Raw genomic sequence first — 22,319 nt, 5'->3', positions numbered from 1 at the left:
TCATTAGGAATGGTTACGTATGAGCTGAATGAGATTTAGAGTAGCGGTAGATAGGGGTTCGTTCTTACGGGTACAGATGGCGATTGAATTGAGAAGCTGGATGTCTTCTACATATACCCGGCACAGTTCGCCACGTTCTACATATTCACGCACGACCAGTGAGGACACAAAGTTGGCACCATATCCGGCAATAACTGCGGTAATCGCCTCATGCAGCCCTGTGAAGTTTAGGGTGACCTGGGGGGCGGGGGCATTATAGGTTCGACATAAGGAAAATAATCTCTCCCGTGTTGAGCTCCCCTTTTCACGCATAACAAAGGGTTCATGCATCATTTCCAATAAAGAAACCTGCTGATTTGCATACCGATGATCTGCAGCCACCACGAACCACAATTCATCACGAAATAATTCTTCAGTCTGAATCGTATCGGGATACTGCTCGGGCAGTCCTCCGTAGATAGCCAAATCCACTTCTATATTTAATAGCTGCTGCAAAGCATCGTTGGAATTTGTAGTGTTAATCGTCATTTCAACATGTTCATATTGTTGTTTGAATTTTGCAATCCAGGCCGGAATGAGAAAATGAGCCGGTAAATAAGTAGCCGCTAGCCGGATATGACCATGGGCTCCATCACGATAATCTTGTGAAAATTGTTCGATTTGCTGTTCGACAGCAAAGAGCCGTCTGGCGAGTACAGCAAGTTTTTCACCAGCATCCGTTAAGGCAATCCCTCTTCCTTGCGGCATGAGCAGTGTGAGAGATATTTCTTTTTCAAATTTTTTAATCTGGGCGGTAATCGCAGGTTGGCTAATATTTAAAAGTTCAGAGGCACGTGTCACACTCCCTGTAGAGGCGACCACGTGAAATAAGCGTAATGCATGCAGGTTCAAGGCTAGACTCCCTCTCTTTTCGATTGACTCATACATTTAAATTATGAATAAAGCAAAAACATATATTATTTTTATAATAATAATTCATTTACAATCAAATTGTAAGTTAAAGGCAAAGGAGAGTGGAGCAAATGCATTCAACGAATACGTGGGAACAAGTAGACCAGTATATCTCGGAGTGTCTGATTCCGCATGATGCTGTCTTGGAACAAGTATTGGCTGCTAATCAAAAGGCGGGATTACCTCCGCATGATGTAGCCCCCAATCAGGGAAAGCTATTAAATATCCTTGCTCAAATGCAGGGAGCGCGACGTGTGCTGGAGATCGGTACTTTGGGAGGCTACAGTACAATCTGGTTGGAAAGGGCGTTGCCGGAGGATGGAGAAATCGTTACGCTGGAAGCCAATCCGATCCATGCTAAAATTGCCCGGTCGAATATATCGTTGGCTCAGTTGGATGGAATAGTGGAACTTCGGGAGGGAGACGCTTTAGAGCAGTTAGCACAGATGAAAGAGGAGAGAGTTGCCCCCTTTGATCTTATTTTTATCGATGCGGATAAACCCAATAATCCATTTTATCTGGATTGGGCACTTCGCTTCTCACATCCTGGCACCGTTATTATCGGTGATAATGTTATCCGTGAAGGAGAAGTGGTTCAAGCTTATAGCACAGACCCTCGTGTGCAGGGAGTAAGAAAGTTTTATGATATGCTAGCTGAGGAATCAAGAATTACAGCTACAGCTATCCAAACCGTGGGGAGCAAGGGGTATGACGGTTTCGTCATTGGAATCGTTAAGGGCTGAACGCTAAGCGTCTCGATTGGCTAAACACAAAGGGGAGCAGTCCTCGTGTTTAGCCTTTTTCTGAGCAGTAGAAAAGGTGGGGACGAATTGTGCGCATAATGGTAAAATAGTATTGATGGAAGCTTTAGAACGTTTTTGAACGTTTACTGCTGAATTCCTATGTAAGAAGAATGAATTTACATAAAAGTAGATGTATTTTCTTTAAAATGTAAACGCAATCATGATGATTGGAGCAGGAATTCACCATTTTGTAAAAAAATGAATTAGAAATGAATTTTTTTGAATCTTTTTGAAGAAAAGTGATTGTTTTTTGTCAAGTTTGTGGTACGATATGAACAGTTGGGGGAATGATGATGCTGACGGAAGAAAGATACAAGTTAATAATACAGCGCTTACAAGAATGTGGTGTTGTAAAGTTGCAAGAATTGGCTGATCTGTTGGGAGCTTCTGAGTCAACGATTCGGCGTGATTTGATAGATCTTGAGAGCCGTCAGTTGCTCAAGCGGATTCATGGCGGGGCAACCTTGCTGAATCAGAAAAGTCAGGAACCTGGCATGGAAGAAAAAACATTCAAAAACGTTCAAGAAAAAAACGCGGTGGCCCGTATAGCAGCCAAAGAAATTTTGGATGGCGAATGTATTTATCTGGATGCGGGAACAACAACGATGGCGATGATTCCTTACATTGAAGCTAAAGACGTGACGGTCGTGACGAATGGACTATCCCACGTAGAAGCACTGGTAAGCAAAAGAATCAGAAGCTATCTACTGGGAGGGATGATGAAAATTCATACCAAAGCCGTAATCGGGAGTATTGCCCTACAAAATTTGGACAATTTTCGATTCGACAAGTGCTTTCTAGGAACGAACGGGGTGGATATGGAAATGGGGTATACAACTCCTGATCCCGAAGAGGCGCTGATCAAGCGACGTGCTCACCAGCTGTCTGGCAAAACGTATGTGTTAGCCGATTCCAGCAAAATTGGAGAAGTAACCTTCGCCAAACTGTTCGAGCTCAAGGAAGCTATACTTATTACTGAATCGATGCCAGAACGGTCACGCCGATCCATCGCTCAGAAAACTAAGATAATCGAGGGATAACAATGATATATACAGTAACGCTGAACCCTTCCATTGATTATATCGTGGAAGTTGATGATTTGAAGCTTGGTGATTTGAACCGGATGAAACGTGATTTAAAACTGCCAGGTGGTAAGGGAATTAATGTATCACGTGTACTGAACCAGTTGGGGGCAGATAGCACGGCGATTGGTTTTCTCGGAGGATTCACAGGCAGGTTTATCGACAATACATTGCGGGAAGAATCCATTAAAACTGATTTTGTAATGATCGAAGATGACACGCGGATTAACATTAAGCTCAAGCATGGCGATGAAACGGAAATTAATGGTTTGGGACCTGCGATTCGTGAGCAAGAGGCCGATGCGTTGGTGCAAAAGCTGGCGGGGCTCCAGAAAAATGACATTGTCGTCTTGTCGGGAAGTATTCCACCGTCACTTGGAGGAGACTTCTATGATCGGCTGATTAGCGTATGTCAGCAAACTGGCGCTGAATTCGTCATCGATACCACAGGTGAGGCGTTGATGAAGGCACTGGTTCATAAACCGCTGCTCATCAAGCCGAATCACCACGAGTTGGCTGAGTTGTTTGGCGTAACGATTCATTCAAAGGAGGAGATCGTCACTTACGGTCGTAAGCTGCTGGAAGCAGGTGCAAAAAATGTACTGATTTCCATGGCAGGAGAAGGGGCTTTGTTCATTACGGCAGATGAAGTGTATCACGCAAATGTACCAGCAGGTACGGTGAAAAATTCTGTAGGCGCAGGTGATTCAATGATTGCTGGATTCGTGGGTACGCTGGCTCTTCATGGCGATCCGATCGAAGCATTCCGTGCAGGAGTGGCATCCGGAAGCGCAACTGCGTTTTCCGATGATCTGGCTACTAGAGAGAAAATTGAACAATTACGACCGCAAGTCACGATTTCAAAACGGTAATCCGGCTGCATCATGAGCTTATTATGCGTGTATCGACACGCTGATCGAACTTAGGAGAGTGTGAAAAATGAGAATAACAGACCTGATGATTAAAGAAACGATGATCATGGACCTCCGGGCGACGACAAAAGACGAGGCGATAGAGGAGCTTATCGCTAGTCTCGAAGCAAGTGGACGTATTAATGACCGTGCCTTGTTTAAAGAAATGATTTACAAACGTGAAGCAGAGTCTAGCACTGGAATCGGCGGCGGCATTGCGATGCCGCATGCCAAGACTAAAGCCGTGAATGAAGCGACTGTCGTTTTCGCCAAAAGCAGTAAAGGCGTAGAATTCGAATCGTTGGACGGTGAGCCGGCAAAAGTGTTCTTTATGATTGCCGCTCCAGAGGGAGCAGCAAATACGCATCTTCGCACACTAGCGGCTCTTTCCCGGCTTCTAATTGATACCGATTTCATTGACAAACTGATGAATACGCAAACACCGGATGAAGTATCCGAGCTGTTTGATACCAAGCAGGCGGAAGAAGAAGCAGCCAAGAAAGCAAAAGAAGCAAAGAAAGAGGCTGCCAAAGCACAGAAAACGCCGGATGTTATCGTTGGTAACCCGAATTCAGACGAGTTTGTGGTTGCGGTGACTGCCTGCCCTACAGGCATTGCGCATACGTTTATGGCTGAAGACGCTCTCATTAAGAAAGCGACAGAAATGGGTGTTAACATCCGGGTAGAAACGAATGGCTCGGAAGGTGCGCAAAACGTACTCACAGCGGATGAAATTCGCCGTGCCAAAGGTGTAATCGTTGCCGCTGACAAAAAGGTTGAAATGGCCAGATTTGACGGTAAACCTGTATTGCAAAGACCGGTAAGCGACGGTATCCGTAAATCTGAGGAACTGATCCGCAAAGCGCTGAACGGCGATGCCCCAATTTATCGTAGTGAAGGTAAAAGCAGCGCTGAAGAGTCGAAAGCGGAGAAGAGCAGCGTGGGCAGTAAAATCTATAAGGATTTAATGAACGGTATTTCTCATATGCTGCCATTCGTTGTAGGCGGGGGGATTTTGTTAGCAATTTCCTTCTTGATTGAACAAGTGGCAGGAGAAGACAATGCATTGTTCCAACTGTTGCAGACAATTGGCGGTGGAACAGGTGCGTTCCACTTCCTGATTCCGATACTGGCCGGATTTATCGCGATGAGCATTGGAGACCGCCCGGCACTGATGCCAGGTATGGTTGGGGGTCTGATGGCTGTAAACTCTAATGCAGGCTTCCTTGGCGGTCTGGCAGCTGGTTTCATGGCTGGTTATGTGGTGATCTTCCTGCGTAAAGCTTTTGCAGGTCTGCCGAAAGCACTGGATGGTTTAAAACCAATCTTGTTATACCCTGTATTTGGACTTCTAATTTCAGGCGCGATTATGTTCTACCTGTTCGATCCAATTTTCGGTGGTATTAATACGTGGCTTGTTAATGTTTTGAACAATTTGGGAACAGGTAATGCAGTTATTTTGGGTCTGATCCTGGGCGGAATGATGTCGATCGACATGGGTGGTCCTTTTAACAAAGCAGCTTACGCATTTTCGATCGGTGTCTTTACTTCCAGCGGTAACACGAACGGTGCTATGATGGCGGCTGTTATGGCGGGTGGTATGGTACCTCCGCTGGCGATCGCATTAGCTTCGACGTTCTTCAAAAATAAGTTTACTGAGCAAGAGCGCAAGTCTGGCTTGACGAACTATGTACTTGGATTGTCCTTCATTACGGAAGGAGCCATTCCATTCGCAGCTGCCGATCCTCTGCGTGTCTTGACCTCTTGTATTGTAGGTTCAGCGATTGCTGGTGGTCTGACGCAGTTCTGGCAAATCAATCTTCCAGCTCCACATGGCGGAATTTTTGTAGCAGCTCTTGCCAATCATGCTTTGCTGTTCTTGCTTGCAGTCGTGATTGGCTCCGTGATTTCCGCGCTCATTCTAGGACTGTGGAAAAAACCGCTCGAAGCGAAATAACGGGTATGTCAAGAGTGAAAAAATAAAAAGAGGGCCACATTTTCCTTAGGCCATCAAAATAGTAAAGCCGCTAAACATCAGGTCTCTGAGTGTTTGGCGGCTTTTTCTTTATGGAAAGGTGTCGGCTTTGCCGATGTAGCTTATTAGTAGTTATTGCATTGGAGCTATAGCCTATAAAGCTCCTTAACCAGCTGTATAAACAGCTTTCGGGCCGAAGACATATACTGCTGGTGATGGTTGTTTTGTAGCAGTCCAATAGGGATATTCGGGTCTGTTAACTGGAGGGGGACGGTGACCAGTTCCTCTGGCAAAGGCATTGACGATAGAACCACTCCAACTGATGGAATCGTTTTTACAAATATGGGGATCGACGAAATTTGACTGACAGTATAAAAAAACGGCATCGACGGAAAGCGTGAAAGCTCTTTCTCCAGTCGTATATGGTAAAAGCAGTTCTTACCTCCGACGATAAGCGGGTACTCGTACAGATCTTTGAGATGAAGCTCACTTTTTACCGCAAAAGGGTGATTACGGGACACAATAAAGGCGATGTGTTCGTGATATACGGGTTCAAAGTGTAAGGAAGGAATCGAGTGAGGTTCTCCGGAGATTGCAAAATCCAGCTTACCGTCCACCAAAGCATTTGCGAGTGCATCCGTGTTGCCAACTGTAAAATGGCACGTAATATTCGGTTTATGCTCTCGAAACTGCTGCAGAACCAAGGGCAGTACGGTAGCCGCCACCGTTTCAATCACACCGATATGGAGCGTGCCAATCTCCTCCTTTTTCAGAGACTTCGCCTGGTCCATTACAAAATTCCAATGCTGAATAAGCCCGTCTATCTCCTCGGCATATAGTTTGCCTGGGGACGTTAACTCTGCATCCCAACCCCTTTTAAAAAGCTGAAATCCCAGCTCTTTCTCTAGCCTCTGGATTTGGTTCGTGACTGTAGACTGAGCGTAGTTTAATTTGGCAGCAGCTTTTGAAAACGTTCCTTCTTCGATTATGGTACGAAATGTAGTTAATTCTTTCAGATCCACGCATGTTCATCTCCATCGGTAAAATTGAATATATTTATGATTATTTTCAATTATACAGATGAAAGTAAGGAGAGTACAATCATCTTATCCCAGCGAATAGGAGAGATGAACATGCCATTTGTACGAATTGGCTACATGGAGCAGCAATACGCAGAGCAAGAGTTGCCTTGGATTAGTCGCTGTATCATGAATGCTTTGATCGAACATTTTCAGGTTCCGGAAAAAGATTACTTTCAGGTTTTTCATGCTCATAAGCAAAGTGAGTTTTATTATAGTCCTGATTATTTGAATGTATCCAGAACAGACAAGCTGCTGTACATCCAAATTACAATGGGATCGGGTAGAACTACGGAACTAAAAAAGAGTTTCTACCAAAAGTTAGCGGAACTCTTATCTATTGAATGTAAGGTTAGACCGGAGGATGTATTTGTGACACTGGTAGAGACTGAATTAGAGGATTGGTCCTTTGGCAACGGACTTGCCCAGATGATTGTATGAAGCATAAATTGATCAGATCGAGTGTTAGGGAAACCATCGGTGATTTTGCTCCCGCTTTTGTAGGTTATACGGAGGATGTTCTTTTTGGAGATGTATGGAGAAGAAGTGAGCTATCTCTAAGGGAACGGAGTCTCATTACCGTTGCCGCTCTGGTAGCGTGTGAGCATGTAAATCAACTTCCTTATCATCTGAAACTGGCCAAGGAGAACGGAATTTCGGAGGAAGAACTGGTTGAGGTCATTACGCAGCTTGCCTTTTATGTAGGATGGCCCCGGGCAGCCTCAGCTATGCAGGTTGCCAAAGAGGTGTTTTGCAAAGAGAAAGAGAGTTAAGCATGAACCTAAAAACTGCTAAGCGCAAGGGATTCGAGTGTTTAGCAGTTTTTTGGCATGATTGTGTTGTTATTCTGCATTGTTACTGATAAGCAGGCGATACCCAAATAATTCAACTGGCAATTACAGACGGTGTAGAAGTATTCGGCTTCTGTCCGTGGTCTGCGATTGACCTTGTTAGTACTAATCAGGGCTTCAGCAAACGTTACGGGTTTATCTATGTGGATCGTGAGGAGTTTGATCTCAAGGATCTGCGTCGTATTCGTAAACAAAGCTTCTATTGTTATCAAAAGCTGATTTCCACAAACGGTGAAATTCGTTAATTAAAGCCGCCGTGAAAAAGCACCTCCTTGAAAAATGGATATTACCATTTTGAGGGGGTGTTTGTATTTATAGCCTTGGGGAGAGTCTGAATTCATTCAAGCATCCAATTACTCCTTTCCCAGAAGTGTGATCGTGTATTATATAATAGAAGAAACACAAACGGAAAGGACATCATGCATTGACTTTACAACAATTAAAATATGTCATTGAGGTTGCCAATCGCGGTTCCATGAATGAGGCGGCAAAGCGGTTGTTCATTTCCCAGCCCAGTCTGTCGAACGCGATTCGTGATCTGGAGGAAGAAATTCATATCACCATTTTTGAGCGTACCAATAAGGGGATTTCTTTGTCCAAGGAAGGCGTGGAATTCCTCGGTTATGCACGTCAGGTCGTTGAGCAGGCGGAGCTGCTGGAAAGTCGCTATCTGGATGCCAAGCCTTCACCACAGCATTTTGCTGTGTCCACGCAGCATTACGCTTTTGCTGTAAATGCATTCGTAAATCTGGTAAATCAATATGGTCAAGAAGAGTATGAATTGGCTTTGCGAGAGACCAAAACCCATGAAATCATACAGGATGTCAAAAGCCTGCGCAGTGAGATCGGAATCCTGTATCTGAACGAATTTAACGCCAAGGTCATTAACAAGCTGCTAAAAGATGCGAATCTGCAATTCAACAGCCTGTTTACGGCTAAGCCACATATTTTTATCAGTGCCAATAATCCGCTATCCCGACAGTCTATCGTGACCATTGACCAGCTTCATCCGTATCCGTATTTGTCCTTTGAGCAAGGAGAGTACAATTCCTTTCACTTTTCCGAGGAGATTCTCAGTACGTTATCGCATCCCAAAAGCATTCGCGTCCATGACCGGGCGACCCTCTTTAATCTACTCATTGGCTTGAACGGCTATACGATTTCTACCGGGGTGATCAGTGCGGATCTGAACGGTAACGATATTATTTCCGTCCCTCTGGAATGTGATGAGTCTATTAATGTGGGATGGATTTGCCATAAAAACGCTGCGCTCTCCAAGCTGGCCACCGTCTATGTAGAAGCGCTGCATGAGGCGATAGGGGGATAATAGGTTGGGTATAGCCTTAGGCTATAACTAGCTATAGTTTATTGGAGTTACCTTATAACTGAATATGTATGTTATCTTTCTTACAAGAACTTCACTATAGAAGCGAAAAAGGAGATAACCCTAATGAGCAGCATCCTTGATAATGCATCCCAACGTAAAGTGACCCCTTTTAGACACGATATGGTCGGCAGCTTTCTGCGCCCGCAAGCGATTAAAGACGCCAGAATTCAATTTCAAAATAATGAAATCTCTGCGGACGAGCTGAGAAAGATTGAAGATAACGAAATTATCAAGCTAGTGGAAAAGCAAAAATCCGTAGGACTTCAAGCCGTGACGGACGGTGAATTCAGACGCTCCTGGTGGCATCTTGATTTTATGTGGGGTCTGGACGGTGTGGAAAAGGTACAGCTTTCGAACGGCTACCAATTCCAAGGTGTGGAAACAAGAGCGGAAACCGCACGCTTGTCCGGTAAAATCGGACATTCCCGTCATCCTTTCATTGAAGATTTCAAATTCCTGAAGCAAGTAGCAGGTGAGGATGCGATTGCGCGCCAAACGATCCCGGCACCTGCGCAATTCCTGGCCGAGCTGTTGCGCGGAGAGAATAAAGAAACAACCGACACGTATTACAGCAATCTGGATGAACTGGTGACGGATATCGCCAAAGCCTACAAATCCGTGATTCAAGCGTTGTACAATGAGGGCTGCCGCAGCTTGCAACTGGATGATTGCACATGGGGGATGCTCTGTGATAAAAACTATTGGGAAGCTAGACAGCATGCAGGTGAAAATGTGGAAGATACCAAAAAGCTGTTTGCCCGTGTGAATCAGGAAACGGTGAAGGATCTTCCAGCCGATTTGGTCGTAACGACCCACGTATGCCGTGGTAACTACCATTCCACCTGGGCATCTTCTGGCGGCTATGAGCCTGTAGCAGAAACCCTGTTCGGCATCGACAACATCGACGGCTACTATCTCGAATTCGACACCGACCGTGCAGGTGATTTCACACCGCTTAAGCATCTGAAAGATCAAAAGCAGGTCGTACTGGGCCTCGTTTCCTCCAAAACGGGTGAACTGGAAGACAAGCAGACGGTCATTAACCGCATTAAGGAAGCGACTCAATTCGTGGACATCAACCATATCTGCCTCAGCCCACAATGTGGCTTCGCTTCGACAGAAGAGGGCAATATTCTGACAGAAGAGCAGCAGTGGAAAAAGCTTGCCTTCATTAAAGAGATTGCGGACGAGATTTGGAAGTAAGGGTTTAGGGAAATTAAAAGGTTTTATTAGTTAAAGATATTTTATTAAAAAACACGTCGTATATGGACGTGTTTTTTGATCTTTACAAGATTAGGTGGGAGTATTCTTTTGAATGAATTCCATAACATAAACAATATGGTCATATGGTTTCGCCAAACTGATGGCGGGAAACTCTAAAAAAGCATAATTTCTGAATATCCTAAAAAAAAGGTTAAGACTCTTTTATGTTTGTCCACTTCCCTTTTACAACTCTTGCATACACTGGATTGTAGAATGGCATTAAGAGGGAGTGAAAAAAAATGAGTCTTTATTTTCGAAACAGCACCAATTCTACCGTACAAGTAGCCATTTTCTATCACGCGAGTAGGTGTGGGTTTGTCTTTGTGGGACAAACTGGTATATTGGCTACCTGGTACCGTTTGGCGCCTGGTCAAACGAGGGAAGTTGTTACTGGCAACGTAGGGGATAGAACAATATATTATTACGCTGAGAGCGTATCAAGAAATCTTGTGTGGTCAGGTAATTTCCCCATACATGTTCCTAATTATAATTTCAGTGGATGTTGGATCTGGAATATTAATGGTAATCTATGCAATAATTGTAGAAGAGTTGGTTTTAAAACACTTAACATCCAACGCGGTTTCGTGAACTTTACAGTCAACCTTATTACAAATAATGCTCAAAGAAAAACGAAGCTAAAAAATGTTCGTATGGTATTGCCCACAAAAAGGGTAAAAAGAAAATCTAAATTGAATGACCGCAAGAAACCACCTAGAAGCCAATAATTTCCTAATGGATGGGAATCCTTTGTGATTTCGTATTCAATTCAGTTCGCGCTTTTATATAAGAAACTTGAAATTAAGTTAATAGTGGCTATATATATATTATTTTAATTTTCGATAGGGTATTGAACTTACGTAAAACAATAGTGCAATAGGAACTGCCTTGTTAACTAAAGGTGGCTCCTTTATTTTTGCTAAAAAATCCTTTTAATTTGTAATCTCCCGTATCACATTCCTCGCCAAGCGTACTTTCTCTGGACTCGATTTTTGGAGTATTTTTACGATTTCTTGTATATCAGTTTCATGTTTTGTAACCTTAATATCCTCATTTACATAAGCAAAAAGCTGAATCAAATTAACATCCAGTGCATTAGCAATTTTAGCTATATTTATTAAAGATACGTTTTTTTCTCCACGCTCAATCTGCCCTATGTATGAAAAATGGAATCCGCCTTTTTCCCCAAGCGACTCCTGAGACAATCCTTTTTCTTTTCGCAAAGCACGTATTCTGGCACCCACTAATTTAAGAACTTCTTTATCTTCCATCGTCTACACCTCACTATTCTAAAAGTGTAGACAAGATATCCAAATGAAAACATTGAATAATGAATATAATAAATAATAATAATATTTATAAGTATTATTTTAAAGTATAATAAGACTATTCTTTAAATTCTCTGGAGGAATAGATATGAAAGAAGCTCCTTCTACCTTTATACCAAGTCCCACTCAACCGTCCAGACCCTCACAACACCTACATAATTCAATAACGGATTTCCACACTCTATCCCAATACCACATGAAACTAGCCCGAATTCTGCACAAGCACAACCAACTCCAATGTTGCATTATCCTAAGTGACTGGGCGTTGACCTCCATGTTAAAAGCTCTATATATGAAAGAAAACAACAGCCTTTTCCCTCCCGGATTCCTGTCCATGACTGACCTGCTGCAGTTATTACATACCGAAACCAACCCCGGATTGGATGTTGTCGTATTTATAGGCACCACTCAATTTCTTTCATCCCAGTTAGAAACCCCGCTCCTTCAAAAAATGAAGTACAAGGATGTGAGCAGGCTACTGCGAAGAACGGACGACATTCTCTGCCAGTTGTCATCCAGAGTCATTAGCGATCTATCTCAAACGTATCAGTCCATTTTCTGAGTAGTCCTTCCATGGCAAATAAACTTGCCGATTCGCCCTGTCGTTATCCGCTTTTCTTCATACGATAAGAGTAAGCTTTAACGCAAGGAGGGATTCAGACATGGGTGAAGTAGGTTACGGTGGAGCATGGACATCCACAGGAGCGATTTTGGTATTGTTCATTTTGTTGGTAATTATTACTAAGTCTTTTCTGATCTAACAGCAGGTTAGCATCGCTTAAATCCACAAATCGGCCTTCTTTCACGACATCGTGAGGGAGGGCTTTTTATGCAGAATGGGTGTTAGCCCAATATGTTGTCTGGCCCTACAAGCATTGTTATACTTTACATACAGGGAGATTTTCCCTCAAATCTATGGCAATACGGATAGCGTAAGACGTGGAAAAACGGAAATTCGCTGACCAAAATCAGGAGGATCGCATGATGAATATGGCAAGCAGTCTATTTCAATTTACAACAGATACGGCGACTCTTTGCCTATTTGATACGCAAGCTCTTAAGCATCGTTTGGACGATGATCCGGATTGGTGGTCCATCGAAGAGGACGAGCTGGGCGAGTTGAATGCGGGAAATGTAGCTTTTTTGAATCTGGGAGCCGACGGGACCTATGAGGTTTTGATGACAGATCATATTGACAAGCCTGCTGTACGACTGTTTTTGAAGGTTCCCTCAGGCAACCTATTTATTGGAGCAGGGGAGGAAGCCACAAGTGGTGGACTGGAGCCTGAATGCGTATGGGGAGGGACGTTCCTTTCTGTGCAACCGGGACTTTATGAATGCATGGCGAGCAGAGAAGACAACCGTATTTACCTTTCTATCAAAAATGGAAGCGAAGGCAGCAATAGCTTTACAGGTCTGATTCGACTGTAGATTGCAGGATCCAATACGTGATGGCCATACATGCCGCCTGAACAGGTGGAAGCAGGAACAACCAAAGCCAGGGGAAATGGAAAAGGGCTATCCCCACGGCTTACAGATCCGTGAAGACAGCCCTTTATCCGTTCTATTGATACTTTACAATAATGGCATTGCTGATTTGGCGGCCGGGTGTGGTGAGGTAGGAGCCGTTGTAATACAGCCCGCTGGAAGCACCGCCGTCCAGATTCATGGCCTGATAAGCGCCAGCCTGCTTCATCATTTGGGCGAGCTGCGGAATAGTCGCTCCGCTGGTGGTCAGAAGGATCAGCTTATGATCCCGACTCATTCCGAGTGCGCTGCGGGCGCCGCCGCCTGTTAATATTTTAGGGTCCTTGAAGCCTTCGGCTTTGACATTTAGGGAAACCTGTCCGTTGGTGACCAGACGAGGCCCAGCTTGAAGGGCACCTTCGACGCTGCCTTGGCTTAAGCGTTGTTCAAAGGCAGAACCTGACACCAGCTCAGATAATTGGTTAGCATCGTAGGTGAAGACCGTCCGTTGGTCGCCGGAGCTTTTTTTCAACATCTTTCCGTGACTGACCAGGTAGCCGTAAGGCGTTTTGTAGGAGCTTTTGGTATAGGCATCAAAGAATGTACCATTTATGGCTACAACCGCTTGATTACGTTTGGCGAGACTGCTTAAGTCTTCCACTTTACCAATGGTATCGCCTGCTAGAGCCACGTCTAGGCTTACCTTGGGATGGAGCATAGAGATGGTGACCACCTTAGCGGAAAATGTACGAGACCCGACCTTGAAGCTTTTATGAGCTGTCGTAATGGGTGTAGTGTTTCCGGGTAGCTTGCCAGTATGTACCGGAAGCGTGACGGACGTTGCACCTTGCTTAATGCGTACAGCTGAGGTTTCCTTTTGCCATGAGACTTGCAGGTTTAGATATTGACTGATGAACTGCAAGGGGACATAGGTCGAACCGTTATCGGTAAAAGGAGCATTTTGCAAATGGACCGTTTGATCATTCACTTTGGCAGTAGATTTCCCGGCAAATAGGGTGATCCGAGTATTGCCTTGCGCAATTTCTATTTTTTTGTCCACTGCCGTTAAATTGAATGTGATCCCTTCATAGCTGTTCAGAAGACGAAGCGGGATGAAGGAGTGGTTACTCTGGTCCACATAGACCAGCATAGGTGCTGGGGCAGCAGCGTAGATCGGGGATACCAGTAATAGCAAGGACAGGATAACAAGTGCGGTGATTCTTTTCATGAATAGATCAATCTCCTTATGTAGTCTTGACACTTTACGAGGTGCTTGTAATTATATCGGGTTTTATAAGTTGTAAATGTATGTTATGCGAATTTTGAGTGTTTAGCTGATATAGGAAGCGGGAGGTTGGAGATGAGCAGGTATGAGACAAGACTTGAGGATTACCGTCGCAGAGAGCGCCCGTCTTATCGTGTATTTGAAGGATTACAGGAATTGGTGCGTAGCGTGGGGCAACTGCATAATAACTGGTTATATGTGAATGTGGATCAATGGGATCAAGACCCTGTTCACACACCGATTTATTATTGGGATGAGCATTGGCTAGAGGAATGTGCAGAGGAGGGTACAGTCGTAACCAACGAACAGGACGAGTATATTCCCAAGTGGGTGCCGGATCGTCAGGTTCAAACCTGGTTTGAGTTGGCGACCTTCGAAAGTATTGTGGAAGTCCTTAAGGCTGCTGGACAGCCAGTGACGCTTCAGATGGTGATTATAGCGGTAAAATACTATGACAAACGAGATGCCTTTCTGGACTATGAAGAGGTGAAGGCAGTGACAGACCTGTGGTCTGTGCTGACAAAGGCGAGAAACCACCTAACAGAATGAACAAAGCCTGTAGAACAAACAGGGCATACATACACTGGATGGGGGAAGCAAATGAGTTGGTTGAATCATGAAATGGCAGCAAAGTGGCGACAGGAAGGAAAAAGGTATGCCGCAGATGTGAATGAATTTGTCAGAGTCGGCATGGAAAGTGAATGGCAGCAGGAGCAATCAGAGCCAAACCAGGACGAACGCCCCAAGATGGCCAAAGATATTTTTCGTATGATTCAGGAGGCGAATCAGGCTGGTGAAATGGAGCAGTTACGTCGAGAGATTCCAGCCGCGTCTTGGCCGCTTACACCAGCGTTCGAGGAGGCTTTGCAAGCCGTTAGGCCGATAGCTTTTGTGAATGGAGGCAATGAAGTCATTCTACATGCGGACAATCCTCCGGAACGTGGGACGATCTATGTGACGGGAAAAGATAGAATCTTGCAAATCCCCGGACTGCATCGAGTAGGCTGTTCGCCGGACGGGACTTATTTTGCGTTGGTGGATGGACAGGGGATTCGGATTGTTCGTCAACCGGATTTAAATCTGCAAGGAGAAGAGACAGCACATTTTCAGTGGAAGGATATACAAGGCCGCTTAAAAGCATCCATTCCTGATCTGGAGTGCTTGGGAGATGAGGAGCATCCTGAAGATATATTAGATGAAGTGATTCCGTTTGGCGATGGACAGCGACTTCTGCTGGTTTGCGGTTACGGCGTTTATTTGCTGGCTGATGATCAGGTGGATTTGATCCATCCCAAGGCGTCTGAACGAAGAAAACTAGAGTTGGAAGACACGATTGTGGATATGGCCCATGGAGCTGTGTCGAGGGATGGACGTTGGATTGCTTACGGTAGCCAGATGAGTGAGCATATGCTTATGGATCTGTCTGATAAGACGGTGCATACATTGGAGCCAAGTTCTAGTTATCCGCATTATGCTCTATTTGCCAAAGATGATCTGGACGTCTGGTACAATGCCTGTCATTTCTACAACGGTGCCACCATTTAAGTGTCGATTGCTGAGGTGGAGCAGGGTCTTGCTCAGAATAAGGAAGAATGGCCGATGATGAATGAAGAAATGCGAGTATACGCTTCAACAGCGCTGACACAAGGATCTATTTTGGGTGATGCCTACGGTTATCTCCGTCTGGTTGACAGGGAGGGCCGTGAACTTTGGCACTATTTTGTCGGCAGTACGATATCCGGGCTGGCAGTTACAACTGATGAAAGTATGTTGGCGGTTGGAACGTATGGCGGTATGCTTCATTTGATTGATTTGCAGAGCGGCACGAAGGAGGAATATAGCATTGGCACGGCTCCAATTCACGAGACAGCGCGTTGGGTGATCTGGCGGAACTATGAGCCCTTGCGCTGGTAATACTAATATTCCGCAAATGGTGATAAAAGCAAGTTCTGATAAGCTGAACTTAAAAAGTGTAGCAGCACATGATTACAATGCTATTTTCAGATAGAGGGCATTTGGCATTAACCCATGATGCAAAATGTGAATAGAGAGGAAAGAGGTGTGAAGACATGGACAAGAAAGCGGATATTCGTACATTCATGAAGGAACTATTTGCTCAGATGGATGAAGCCTTTTTTATGGATGTGGAAGAAAATGTACCGATGGAAATGCGTGATGGGAATGTTGACGAGGAGGGGTGGATCAAGTGGAAGCCTCTCCTCTCACAGATTACTGAACAGGAAGTTCGGGAGATGGAGGAAAAATACCATTTTGAGCTGCCGCCCCTGTTGAGGAGTTTTATCATGTCCTACCATTATGTATCTTTACAATTCGATAATGAGTCCATCCCGGGAGTATACTGGAGCGATTGTACGTTTGTTGAGTTCCCACGTCTGCCTGTAGGTCAAGGCTTAAAGGCATTTTATGATTTGCTTGATCAATGGTCACCTCTTCTGTCAGCAGGCTACATTCCTTTTGCAATAGCAGAGGACGACCAGGGTCCCGTTTGTTTAAATGCAGGCAGCAGACATAAGGACGGCGATTATCCTATTGTTTGGTTCTTTCATGAAGACCTACAGCATTTGAATGAGGATGAGCTTCGGATCAGGAGTAATCTGCTTCCCCATGTACAGGGGCTGTTTCCATCTTCTGTCGAAATGTTTAACGTGATGTTTAAGCACATTAGACACTAGCGATTTCCTGAAATGTAATTTTAATGTTTAGCCGACCGAGATATTGACATAAAAAATGAGGAATGATATAAAAAAGGTAGGCTAGCACTCGAATGATGGGAGTGCTAACAAAGTTGAATCGTTTGCATAGCTCATATCGGCTGGCCTTACATAGGTTCATATTTGAAAGGAGATATCCGAATGGAGAAAAAACAGTTTCAGGCTGAGTCCAAGCGTCTGCTCGAAATGATGATTAACTCGATTTACACGCAAAAGGAAATTTTCCTAAGAGAGCTGATCTCCAATGCAAGTGATGCGATTGACAAAATTTATTACAAAGCATTGACGGATGAACAACTGGTCTTTGACAAAGAAAATTATTATATCAAAGTAACTGCCGATAAGGATAACAGAACGCTAACCCTGCGTGATACCGGGATTGGTATGACCAAGGAAGAACTAGAAAATAACCTGGGTGTTATTGCTAAAAGCGGTTCATTGGCATTCAAAAATGAAAATGAATCCAAGGATGGTCATGACATCATCGGTCAATTCGGCGTTGGCTTCTATTCAGCTTTCATGGTAGCAGATGTGGTTACAGTGACTACCAAGGCTTTGGGAAGCAATACTGCATATAAATGGGAATCCACAGGTGCAGACGGGTATACCATTGAGGCAGCTGAGAAGGACGAGGTCGGAACCGAGATAGTTCTGAAAATCAAGGCAAACACCGAAGATGAGTCCTACGATGAATATTTGGACGAGTACCGTTTAAAAGCACTGATTAAAAAATACTCCGACTTTATCCGCTATCCGATTAAAATGGATATTACAGGCAAGCGTCTGAAAGAGGGAAGCGACAACGAGTTCGAGGATTACGAAGAAGAACAGCGTATTAACAGCATGGTTCCTATCTGGAGAAAAAACAAAAGCGAGCTGACCGACGAGGATTATCAAAATTTCTACGCGGAAAAACGCTATGGCTACGACAAGCCGCTCCAGCATATCCACGTCAGTGCGGATGGCGCGGTAGTGTACCAAGCTATTCTGTTTATTCCTGAAAATATTCCGTTTGATTTCTACTCCAAGGAATATGAAAAAGGGCTGGAGTTGTATGCCAACGGTGTGCTGATTATGGAAAAATCTCCTGACCTGCTGCCGGATTATTTTAGCTTTGTCAAAGGTATGGTTGACTCCGAAAGCCTGTCACTCAACATTTCCAGAGAAATGCTGCAGCATGACCGTCAGCTGAAGCTGATTGCTAAAAATATCGAAAGTAAAATCAAAGGCCAATTGCTGACCTTGCTCAAAAATGACCGGGAGAAATATGATCAATTCTACAAATCATTTGGCAGACAATTAAAATTTGGTGTCTACAACGATTACGGCAGACATAAAGAAACTCTCCAGGATCTGCTCATGTTCTACTCTTCTACAGAGAAAAAGCAGGTTACTTTGGACGAATACGTATCGCGTATGCCAGAGGATCAGAAGTATATTTATTATGCTTCCGGGGAGTCCAATGAGCGTATTGAAAAACTGCCGCAAACCGAAATGGTGGCTGACAAAGGCTACGAAATTCTGTATTTCACCGATGATATTGATGAGTTCGCTATTAAAATGCTCTTAAGCTACAAAGAGAAAGAATTCAAATCTGTATCGAGCGGCGATCTGGGCATTGAGCCTGACGAAAACGAGAAAGAAACAGAAGCAGAACAAAACGACAACAAAGAGCTGTTCGAGTATATGAAGGGCTTGCTGGAAGGCAAGGTATCCAGTGTTAAAGCCTCCAAGCGCTTGAAGACACACCCGGTATGTCTGTCCGCAGACGGCGAAGTGACGATTGAGATGGAAAAAATCTTGAACGCCATGCCTAATAACGCCGATGTCAAAGCGAATAAAGTGCTGGAAATCAACGTAAACCATGCGGTGTTCAACTCTTTGAAAGAAGCTTTTGACAAGGATAAGGAGAAGGTAAACCTCTATACGGCATTACTGTATAATCAGGCTTTGCTGATCGAAGGCTTGCCACTGCAAGATCCGGTTGAATTCACGAACGATATTTGCAAAATCATGGTTTAACAAGCTTTATTACTGTATAGAGCCGTTCCCATACTGGGGGCGGCTTTATTTATCATAAACACTTCTTAAATCTCCATAATAGGTCATATAGCGCTTACAGAAGAAGGGATGGGCCCACACAATGCCGATCATACTCAATACAAAGGAGGGCAATTATATGAGTCTGGATAGAGATAGAAAGGAACTCCAAAATTTGGACCGAAGTGAGCTTATAGAGTTAGTGGGAAAAATCATCAGAGGTGAGGGAACAGAAGAGGAAATCGACAGCATGCTGACCATAGTGAAGCAAAATACGCCCCATCCGGGGATCAGTAATTTGATCTACTGGGATGAACGTGACTTGAGTCCAGCAGAGATCGTAGATGAGGCATTACGCTATCAGCCCATTATTTTACCACCCCATGAATCTTCTTCATAGGATGCGGAGGGGTGGTCTTTTGTTTAGAAATAAGATAGTATTAACTCTTTAGGGCTATGAGCATTAGATTCAAAAAAACTTCCGTTAAATACGTTCTGACTTCCCTGGAGTGTATGGGGTAATGTTGGTTTTCTGCACACTTTACGGAGTTTTTATGCCTAATTTTGGGATTTGTAAAGTTTTTGTGACATGTTCCTGTGAATTTTGATACAGCAAATTGTCGTTTTTCTTGATTATTTGGTGGGATGTCTTTATAATCATTTTGTTTGCAAGAATGATTAGCGATTAGCGTATGGAATAAGGAGGTTATTTATTTTGGGAAAAGCATTGATTATTGGCGCCGGTGGCGTGGCCAGCGTTGTGGTGCATAAATGTTGCCAAAACCCAGATGTATTTGAAGAAATTTGTATCGCAAGTAGAACTGTTGAGAAATGCGATGCGCTTAAAGAGAAGCTGGGTGGAGGTCGTACGAAGATACAAACGGCTCAGCTTGATGCTGACAACACCGACATGGTCATTGACTTGATTCGAAGCTTTCAACCGGATGTAGTTATCAATGTGGCTCTCCCTTATCAGGATTTGACGATAATGGATGCTTGCCTTGAGACAGGTGTTCATTACGTTGATACGGCGAACTATGAACCGCCGGATACGCCGAAGTTTGAATACAGCTGGCAATGGGCCTACAAAGAAAGATTCGAAAAAGCAGGAATTACAGCTCTGCTGGGCAGCGGTTTTGATCCAGGCGTAACTGGAGTATTTACGGCTTATGCTCAAAAGCACTACTTTGATGAAATTCATACGATTGATATTGTGGATGCGAATGCAGGGGATCACGGATATCCTTTTGCAACTAATTTTAATCCGGAAATCAATATTCGTGAAATTACGGCGAAGGGCCGTTACTTTGAAAACGGAGAATGGATTGAAACTGAGCCACTATCTGAGAAAAAGGTATACGACCTTCCTGAAATTGGACCGAAAAATATATATCTTTTGTACCATGAAGAACTGGAATCTCTTGCAGTGAATATTAAAGGCGTGAAAAAAATCCGCTTCTGGATGACGTTCTCGGACAATTATCTGAATCATTTGAATGTACTTCAAAACGTAGGCATGACTTCGATCGAGCCTATTGATTACGAAGGACAACAAATCATTCCACTGCAATTCCTAAAAGCTATTTTGCCAGACCCGGCTTCTCTGGGACCAAGAACAAAAGGCAAAACGAACATTGGTTGCATCATCCAAGGCGTGAAAGATGGAAAACCAAAAACGTATTATGTATACAATGTTTGTGATCATGAGGAATGTTATGCAGAGGTTGGCTCCCAAGCCATTTCTTACACAACTGGTGTTCCTGCCATGATCGGCGCAATGCTTATCATCAAAGGTATCTGGAAAAAACCAGGCGTTTACAACGTTGAGGAATTTGATCCAGATCCATTTATGGAAGCACTAAATAAACACGGATTGCCATGGCAAGAGAACTTTACGCCAACGTTGCTTGATTGAGGTCTGCGATGAATATTGATATTACAGGACTTCCATCACCTTGTTATCTTGTTGACGAAAGACTTCTTGTCAAAAACCTTGAGGTTTTAAATTCCGTTCAAGAGCGGACAGGCTGCAGTATTTTGCTCGCTCTTAAGGGATTTTCGATGTTTTCGACCTTTCCTCTGGTTGGCAAATACTTAAAAGGCGTAACCTCCAGTTCGTTGTTCGAAGCACGACTTGGTCGCGAAAAAATGGACAAAGAGGTTCACGTATACGCGCCTGCTTATGTTGACAGTGAATTTGATGAGCTATTGGAGTATGTTGACCATATTGTTTTCAACTCCTTTGATCAACTGAAACGCTACAAAAGCAGAGTGCAAGGCGTAACTTCCAAAAAAATCGACATCGGCATTCGGGTTAATCCGGAATATTCGGAAATCGAAACGCCGCTGTATGATCCTTGCTACAACAACTCCAGAATGGGTGTGACCCTGGCTAACTTTAGACCTGAGGATCTGGATGGCGTGGACGGTATTCATTTTCATACGATGTGTGAACAGAATTCAGATACGCTAGAGCGCACCATTAAAGTCGTGGATGAGAAATTCGGACCATACATTAAGAACATGAAATGGCTCAATTTCGGCGGCGGTCACCATATTACCAGAGAAGACTATGATCTGGACACGCTGGTACGCTGTATTCAATATTTTCAGGATAAATATGGTGTGCAGGTTTATCTGGAGCCAGGCGAAGCTATTGCTTTGAATACTGGATATCTGGTGGCAACCGTATTGGATACGATGAAAAACGGAATGGATATTGCCATTCTGGATACTTCGGCTGAATGTCATATGCCTGACGTGCTGGCTATGCCATATCGCCCAAATATCATTGATGCAGGCAAGCCTGGCGAGTATGCTTACACCTACAGACTTGGTGGACTTACGTGCTTGGCTGGAGATGTGATTGGTGACTATTCCTTTAAAGAGCCATTGAAGCCGGGAGACAAGCTTGTGTTCTGCGATATGGCTCATTATACGATGGTCAAAAACCATATGTTCAACGGAGTCAACCTGCCAGCCATCGCCAGCTACAACGACGAAGAAGGCATTAAGGTAATCCGTCAGTTCTCCTACGAGGACTTTAGCTCGCGTTTGTCGTAAGACATAGAGAGTGTGAAGTAACTGAGTACACCGAATTGAATGACTGATATTACAAAAGCCTCGCCCCTTGAGATAGGAGCGAGGCTTTTTGGTGTAGTTAGGGAT

Annotated in this window: 22 protein-coding genes and 2 pseudogenes; 20 read left to right on the top strand and 4 right to left on the bottom strand. The window is 44.1% G+C overall.

The window, feature by feature from the left end:
- Positions 1–3: 3 nt before the first annotated feature.
- Positions 4–891, bottom strand: a complete 888-nt coding sequence (locus WA407_RS05980; RefSeq protein WP_254327794.1) for a LysR family transcriptional regulator — start codon at positions 889–891, stop codon at positions 4–6.
- 131 nt (positions 892–1,022) lie between these two features.
- On the opposite strand from WA407_RS05980, the gene WA407_RS05975 reads away from it, so the two are divergent.
- The 4 genes from WA407_RS05975 (at position 1,023) to WA407_RS05960 (ending at position 5,704) form a co-directional block, all read left to right on the top strand.
- Entirely contained in the window at positions 1,023–1,694 is a 672-nt protein-coding gene (locus WA407_RS05975; RefSeq protein ID WP_336076965.1) for an O-methyltransferase, read from the top strand.
- A gap of 353 nt (positions 1,695–2,047) precedes the next feature.
- Entirely contained in the window at positions 2,048–2,794 is a 747-nt protein-coding gene (locus tag WA407_RS05970; protein ID WP_061828662.1) for a DeoR/GlpR family DNA-binding transcription regulator, read from the top strand.
- A 2-nt stretch (positions 2,795–2,796) separates the two neighbouring features.
- Positions 2,797–3,708: a 1-phosphofructokinase gene (pfkB, locus tag WA407_RS05965; RefSeq protein ID WP_336076964.1), complete on the top strand. Its 912-nt coding sequence runs from the start codon at positions 2,797–2,799 to the stop codon at positions 3,706–3,708.
- Positions 3,709–3,775: 67 nt separating this feature from the next.
- Entirely contained in the window at positions 3,776–5,704 is a 1,929-nt protein-coding gene (locus WA407_RS05960; protein ID WP_336076963.1) for a PTS fructose transporter subunit IIABC, read from the top strand.
- A 164-nt stretch (positions 5,705–5,868) separates the two neighbouring features.
- Here the strand turns inward: WA407_RS05960 and WA407_RS05955 are convergent, their stop codons facing one another.
- A complete protein-coding gene (locus WA407_RS05955; RefSeq protein WP_336076962.1) occupies positions 5,869–6,744 on the bottom strand; it encodes a LysR family transcriptional regulator in 876 nt (291 codons plus the stop codon).
- 111 nt (positions 6,745–6,855) lie between these two features.
- Here WA407_RS05955 and WA407_RS05950 point away from each other — a divergent pair, with 111 nt between their 5' ends.
- The 6 genes and pseudogenes from WA407_RS05950 to WA407_RS26710 all read left to right on the top strand — a co-directional run bounded on the left by WA407_RS05950 (position 6,856) and on the right by WA407_RS26710 (position 11,027).
- Positions 6,856–7,242 carry a tautomerase family protein gene (locus tag WA407_RS05950; protein WP_336076961.1) on the top strand — a complete coding sequence of 129 codons (387 nt, stop codon included), beginning with the start codon at positions 6,856–6,858 and terminating at the stop codon, positions 7,240–7,242.
- Positions 7,239–7,574, top strand: coding sequence for a carboxymuconolactone decarboxylase family protein (locus WA407_RS05945; RefSeq protein WP_336076960.1), 336 nt, complete (start codon positions 7,239–7,241; stop codon positions 7,572–7,574). The genes WA407_RS05950 and WA407_RS05945 overlap by 4 nt, the downstream gene beginning before the upstream one ends.
- Before the next feature lie 110 nt (positions 7,575–7,684).
- A pseudogene (locus tag WA407_RS05940) lies at positions 7,685–7,897 on the top strand (family 1 glycosylhydrolase); the annotation flags it as partial.
- 179 nt (positions 7,898–8,076) lie between these two features.
- Positions 8,077–8,979 (top strand): LysR family transcriptional regulator, encoded by a 903-nt coding sequence (locus tag WA407_RS05935; protein WP_250261831.1) that lies wholly within the window; start codon positions 8,077–8,079, stop codon positions 8,977–8,979.
- A 123-nt stretch (positions 8,980–9,102) separates the two neighbouring features.
- A complete protein-coding gene (locus WA407_RS05930; RefSeq protein WP_025719664.1) occupies positions 9,103–10,242 on the top strand; it encodes a 5-methyltetrahydropteroyltriglutamate--homocysteine S-methyltransferase in 1,140 nt (379 codons plus the stop codon).
- A 299-nt stretch (positions 10,243–10,541) separates the two neighbouring features.
- Positions 10,542–11,027: a DUF1036 domain-containing protein gene (locus WA407_RS26710; protein ID WP_416381843.1), complete on the top strand. Its 486-nt coding sequence runs from the start codon at positions 10,542–10,544 to the stop codon at positions 11,025–11,027.
- A gap of 204 nt (positions 11,028–11,231) precedes the next feature.
- On the opposite strand, the gene WA407_RS05925 is transcribed toward WA407_RS26710, so the two are convergent.
- Complete coding sequence (locus WA407_RS05925) at positions 11,232–11,570, bottom strand: helix-turn-helix domain-containing protein (protein WP_165175930.1); 339 nt, start codon at positions 11,568–11,570, stop codon at positions 11,232–11,234.
- A gap of 391 nt (positions 11,571–11,961) precedes the next feature.
- On the opposite strand from WA407_RS05925, the gene WA407_RS05920 reads away from it, so the two are divergent.
- The 3 genes from WA407_RS05920 to WA407_RS05910 all read left to right on the top strand — a co-directional run bounded on the left by WA407_RS05920 (position 11,962) and on the right by WA407_RS05910 (position 13,058).
- Positions 11,962–12,189 carry a hypothetical protein gene (locus WA407_RS05920; protein ID WP_336076959.1) on the top strand — a complete coding sequence of 76 codons (228 nt, stop codon included), beginning with the start codon at positions 11,962–11,964 and terminating at the stop codon, positions 12,187–12,189.
- Positions 12,190–12,289: 100 nt separating this feature from the next.
- A complete protein-coding gene (locus WA407_RS05915) occupies positions 12,290–12,388 on the top strand; it encodes a hypothetical protein (protein WP_014599622.1) in 99 nt (32 codons plus the stop codon).
- Positions 12,389–12,611: 223 nt separating this feature from the next.
- Positions 12,612–13,058 carry a DUF6386 family protein gene (locus tag WA407_RS05910; protein ID WP_336076958.1) on the top strand — a complete coding sequence of 149 codons (447 nt, stop codon included), beginning with the start codon at positions 12,612–12,614 and terminating at the stop codon, positions 13,056–13,058.
- A gap of 133 nt (positions 13,059–13,191) precedes the next feature.
- On the opposite strand, the gene WA407_RS05905 is transcribed toward WA407_RS05910, so the two are convergent.
- Complete coding sequence (locus WA407_RS05905) at positions 13,192–14,322, bottom strand: phosphodiester glycosidase family protein (RefSeq protein WP_336076957.1); 1,131 nt, start codon at positions 14,320–14,322, stop codon at positions 13,192–13,194.
- A 132-nt stretch (positions 14,323–14,454) separates the two neighbouring features.
- Between WA407_RS05905 and WA407_RS05900 the strand changes: the two genes are divergently transcribed.
- The 7 genes and pseudogenes from WA407_RS05900 (at position 14,455) to nspC (ending at position 22,214) form a co-directional block, all read left to right on the top strand.
- Positions 14,455–14,928, top strand: a complete 474-nt coding sequence (locus WA407_RS05900; RefSeq protein ID WP_235307997.1) for a DUF7716 domain-containing protein — start codon at positions 14,455–14,457, stop codon at positions 14,926–14,928.
- A 51-nt stretch (positions 14,929–14,979) separates the two neighbouring features.
- Positions 14,980–16,293: pseudogene (locus WA407_RS05895) on the top strand (hypothetical protein).
- Positions 16,294–16,448: 155 nt separating this feature from the next.
- Positions 16,449–17,072, top strand: coding sequence for an SMI1/KNR4 family protein (locus WA407_RS05890; RefSeq protein ID WP_235307998.1), 624 nt, complete (start codon positions 16,449–16,451; stop codon positions 17,070–17,072).
- A 180-nt stretch (positions 17,073–17,252) separates the two neighbouring features.
- Positions 17,253–19,133 carry a molecular chaperone HtpG gene (gene htpG / locus WA407_RS05885; RefSeq protein ID WP_336076956.1) on the top strand — a complete coding sequence of 627 codons (1,881 nt, stop codon included), beginning with the start codon at positions 17,253–17,255 and terminating at the stop codon, positions 19,131–19,133.
- Between the two features lie 157 nt (positions 19,134–19,290).
- A complete protein-coding gene (locus WA407_RS05880) occupies positions 19,291–19,551 on the top strand; it encodes a bacteriocin immunity protein (protein ID WP_235308000.1) in 261 nt (86 codons plus the stop codon).
- Between the two features lie 315 nt (positions 19,552–19,866).
- Positions 19,867–21,066 (top strand): saccharopine dehydrogenase family protein, encoded by a 1,200-nt coding sequence (locus WA407_RS05875; RefSeq protein WP_013309649.1) that lies wholly within the window; start codon positions 19,867–19,869, stop codon positions 21,064–21,066.
- An 8-nt stretch (positions 21,067–21,074) separates the two neighbouring features.
- Positions 21,075–22,214, top strand: coding sequence for a carboxynorspermidine decarboxylase (gene nspC / locus WA407_RS05870; protein WP_013309650.1), 1,140 nt, complete (start codon positions 21,075–21,077; stop codon positions 22,212–22,214).
- Positions 22,215–22,319: the final 105 nt, after the last annotated feature.

The organism is Paenibacillus sp. 203 (assembly GCF_037027525.1).
Lineage (GTDB): Bacteria > Bacillota > Bacilli > Paenibacillales > Paenibacillaceae > Paenibacillus > Paenibacillus polymyxa_B.
This window is presented reverse-complemented; position numbering and strand designations above follow the sequence as displayed.